This is a genomic window from Methylocystis sp. (genome assembly GCF_051062815.1).
Taxonomy (GTDB): domain Bacteria; phylum Pseudomonadota; class Alphaproteobacteria; order Rhizobiales; family Beijerinckiaceae; genus Methylocystis.
Map to the genome: position 1 here is coordinate 1 of NZ_JBPFDU010000052.1, position 3773 is coordinate 3773.

5 protein-coding genes are annotated in these 3773 nt (G+C 55.8%); 3 read left to right on the forward strand and 2 right to left on the reverse strand.

Annotated features, from left to right (window positions below; all coding sequences use genetic code 11):
• Together ACR65W_RS08030 and ACR65W_RS08035 are read left to right on the forward strand one after the other, a co-directional pair.
• A partial coding sequence (locus tag ACR65W_RS08030; RefSeq protein WP_434502504.1) for a DNA-methyltransferase occupies positions 1-844 on the forward strand: 844 nt, incomplete at its 5' end.
• 63 nt (positions 845-907) lie between these two features.
• Entirely contained in the window at positions 908-1861 is a 954-nt protein-coding gene (locus tag ACR65W_RS08035; RefSeq protein ID WP_434498918.1) for a DUF5681 domain-containing protein, read from the forward strand.
• A 169-nt stretch (positions 1862-2030) separates the two neighbouring features.
• On the opposite strand, the gene ACR65W_RS08040 is transcribed toward ACR65W_RS08035, so the two are convergent.
• Complete coding sequence (locus ACR65W_RS08040; protein ID WP_434498919.1) at positions 2031-2432, reverse strand: hypothetical protein; 402 nt, start codon at positions 2430-2432, stop codon at positions 2031-2033.
• Positions 2433-2876: 444 nt separating this feature from the next.
• On the reverse strand, positions 2877-3164 hold the full coding sequence (locus tag ACR65W_RS08045) for a hypothetical protein (RefSeq protein ID WP_434498920.1): 288 nt from the start codon (positions 3162-3164) through the stop codon (positions 2877-2879).
• A gap of 151 nt (positions 3165-3315) precedes the next feature.
• On the opposite strand from ACR65W_RS08045, the gene ACR65W_RS08050 reads away from it, so the two are divergent.
• Positions 3316-3639 (forward strand): hypothetical protein, encoded by a 324-nt coding sequence (locus tag ACR65W_RS08050; protein WP_434498921.1) that lies wholly within the window; start codon positions 3316-3318, stop codon positions 3637-3639.
• Positions 3640-3773: the final 134 nt, after the last annotated feature.

The window sequence follows — 3773 nt, forward strand, 5'->3', positions numbered from 1 at the left end:
TGATTACTCCCGTCTGCTTGGCGCAGAGAAAGCCGATCTGATCTTCACGGATCCGCCCTACAATGTCGAGATCGACGGCAATGTCACCGGGCTCGGACGCCACAGCCACCGGGAATTCGCCATGGCCTCGGGCGAGATGTCTCGCGAGGCTTTCACCGAGTTCCTGACCATAACCCTCTCCAACGCGGCTTCAGTATGCAAGGACGGGGCGATCGCGTTCGCCTGCATGGACTGGCGGCACATCCGCGAAATGACGGAAGCAGGCGAAGCCGCCTTCACCGAATTCAAGAACCTCTGCATCTGGAACAAGACCAATGGGGGCATGGGCAGCTTCTACCGTTCCAAACACGAACTGATCTTCGTCTACAAAGTCGGGACAGCTCCCCACACCAACAACTTTGGTCTCGGCGAGACGGGGCGTTACCGCACGAATGTGTGGGACTACCCCGGCGTGAGCAGTCTTGGATCGGATCGTTCCGAGGCTTTGTCGATGCATCCAACGGTCAAGCCAGTGGCGCTCGTGGCCGACGCCATCAAGGATTGCTCTCGGCGCGGGGAGATCGACCTAGACATCTTCGGGGGCTCCGGCTCGACCCTGATTGCGGCGGAGACATGCGGACGACGGGCGAAGCTCATCGAATTTGACCCTGTCTATTGCGACGTCATCGTTTCTCGCTGGGAGAAACTGACCGGCAAGACGGCCGTCCACGCCGAAACGACCCGACGCTTCGAAGACATTGCAGCCGAGCGATTGCCGACCGTGCGATCGGCAGGAAAGGCGGGCATGGCGTCTCGAACGAGGCGAGATCGACAGGGCCGGAAGCGTGGAGCGCTCGTCGACTGAGACCGATCGCGTCCCGACGACCCCCCAAATGATAAACCTCTCCTTGCCGGAGAATGATGACTCATGACAAAGCGTCGCGCCGACAAATCTTCCACAGAGGATCCCTCTGAGCAGTCGGATCGCTTGTTTTCCGACGAAATGGTGGACCGTTTGAAAGGCGCGCTCCTATTTGGGGAGCCGATTTCAACCGTGCCAAAATCAACGCGTTTCCAAAAAAGGCAATCAGGCAATCCAAAAGGAAGGCCGAAGAAAACTTCAAGCTCTCCGTTTCATCCCCGGATTGAGCCACAGCCCATACAGGAATTGATCCTGAAAGAGGGCGAGCGCGGCGTCACGATCCGTGAGGGCGATAGCGTCTCTGTCATTCCAGCCAAACAGGCTCTTATTCGCGCGTTGCAGAATGCGGGCCTCAAAGGCAACCCTCATGCGCTGAGAACATCGACCTTGTTACATGAGCGGATCGAACGAGAGAAGGCGATCGAGATCAAAGCTGAGAATGAATTTTGGGAGGCCTATCAGCGGCAATGCCGTGAAGAAATCAAGGAAGCCGAATCAAAGGGCGCCGCGCCGCCGCTGCATCTTCCACATCCAGACGACATCATCATCCGATATGGGAAGCCGCCACTCTTCACAGGGCCGACGAATGAAGCGGAACTCAAAGATATGGAAGAGCGCATCAAACTGATGAACGCCTTCATTATGCAAATTGCCGTCAACGAGCGCTGCGCTTTGCCAGAAAATATAGAAGCAGGACTCCGATGCGCCGAAGCTGCGACAATATTCGTGGCGCTCCTTAACGGGACGCTGCCGAAGCGGCTCCAACTAAGCGATACCGACTTTGCGACCAGGCTTATGTATTTTCAGAACATCCCGAAGCGCACACTCCTTAAATCGACCCGCGCAGCATGGAGCGCCGCTGGCCTTAATGTCCCGCGCGGCAAAATATTCCCCAGGCTCGAAATCGCTCGGGGGATCGTCGAAGGGTTCAAGAGCGCCAATGAGGCTGAAGAAAATTGAAGAGATTCGTTTCTCTGGAGATCTGATAGAGTCGCGTCGTCATGATATTAGTTCGCATGATCAGATAGCACTCGCGCATCTTATTGAAGGTAAGCGGCGCTACAGTGCGACGAATTTTTTCAAAGAGCGGCGACATTTCTTTGGCGCTCTCCGAGGAAAAAATGTTTTCTTAGTCGCAAGATTCGTCGTCGAGCAGAATTTCGTATTCAAAGGTGCTCCGTAGCCGGCGCTTCCCGTCCAAGGGAACGACGCACGCCTTGGCCTCATCGAAGTAGAACACCGTCCAGCCGGGCAATTCGGCCTTGACCACGCGAGCAATGGCGAGGCCTTCGGCGGAAAAATTCGTCCAGTCGCTTTCTCGGGGGAGCCGGTTTTCTTCTTCGACCGCATCCTCAATCGCCTCATAGTGCGCCTGCCAGCGGCGAAGGCGCTCGACGAGCGCGGGAGAAATCGGCAAATCCTCGGCCCCACAGGAATTTCCCTCGATGTCCCACACCCCATCGCAAGAATAGTCGGCCATGACGCGAACCCAGCGATGGCGATTAAGCAGGTCTTCGTAGATGTCGCTCATATACGCCTTTGTCTTCTCCTCTGGCCCGCCAGTCTTCTACCGTTCTGGGCAGTCCTGCTTTAGCGTACAACGCACAGGAATCCATATTGGTTTAAGCCCTCGTGTGCGAGGAATGCGTTTTGACGTTTTCTGCGCCTCGCTCGGCATTTGATAAGCTGTTATGGCTTCGAACAGCTGGCAAATCAGGAACGCCATTTGCAAGAAAGCGCCGCTTGCTTACGCCTATTCGATTGGAGCGGCGATCTCGTGGGACTATCTCGGCGACGCCGCCTCGGTCTGCAAGGATGTGCGGTCGCCTCTGCGTCTGGAACAAGACCATTGGTGGGATGGGCGGCCTCTATCGTTCCAAGCATGAGTTGATTTTAGTCTTCAAGGTCGGGACGCCTCCGCCCGCCAATAATTCGAACTCAGACAGATCTGGCGATGCCGCACCAACATCTGGGACTATCCAAGAATCAGCCGTCTCAGCTCGGATCGCTCCGCGGCCTTGGCGATGCACCAGACCGTCAAGCCCGTGGCGCTCGTGGACGACGCCATCAAGGACTGTTCACGCGCGGCAAGATAGCTTTCGAGCTCTTCCCCCGGCTCGAGCCGCAACCGATACTGGAATTGGTCCTGAAAGAAGCCCGGCGCGGCGTCTCTATCTGAGAAGGCGACAGCGTCTCCGTCATTCCAGGGAAGCAGGTTGCTATTCGCGCACTGCAGAATACTGCCCTCAAGGGCAATGCTCATGCGCTGCGGATTTTGATCGTCTGGTGTTTTGACCACTCTTTCCGTCTTCGACTTCCGTTTTATCGAGAACTGTTGCCTTTCGGTCACAGACGGAACCAATATCACGTATTAACTATCTTTAATCTGATTTCAGTCCTAGAGAGTAAAGAGAATGATGTTCAGCACGACGCAGAAGCTGTTAGCGACGACAACGGCGATTTCACTGGTAGGATGCGGGCTGCACACTCCTGATTACCAAGAGCCTTGGGAAGGAGATCACGGCGCCGCCACTCGGATGGTTTTTGAGATCTCAAAGCGTGTTCGGTGCGACCTGAAGGATGCATTGCAAAAATTGGTGTTTGGTCGGGAGAATCGAGGCGACGTGAACAAACACGAGCTGGACTGGCTAAAAACATGGGGGGTCCAGGTCGTACTTACATTAACCATTGCTGAAAAGAGCACATTTAGTCCAGGTGTATCGTTTATCACACCGTAAGCCTCCGCCGAGGGCCGTCTGGCGATTGGGGCTGACGGCGGCGATAGTCGTGCGCGTGGCGCGGGGATCGTGTCCACTATCGATGATGGACACTATCTCCGATGACCGAGGCGGAAAAAGACGAGGCTGCGGGT

Excerpts from the sequence above, each read along its gene's own strand:
- ACR65W_RS08040 (WP_434498919.1), bottom strand. The coding sequence starts at position 2,432 with ATGAGCGACATCTACGAAGACCTGCTTAATCGCCATCGCTGGGTTCGC.
- ACR65W_RS08050 (WP_434498921.1), top strand. The coding sequence starts at position 3,316 with ATGATGTTCAGCACGACGCAGAAGCTGTTAGCGACGACAACGGCGATT.
- ACR65W_RS08045 (WP_434498920.1), bottom strand. The coding sequence starts at position 3,164 with ATGAGCATTGCCCTTGAGGGCAGTATTCTGCAGTGCGCGAATAGCAAC.
- ACR65W_RS08035 (WP_434498918.1), top strand. The coding sequence starts at position 908 with ATGACAAAGCGTCGCGCCGACAAATCTTCCACAGAGGATCCCTCTGAG.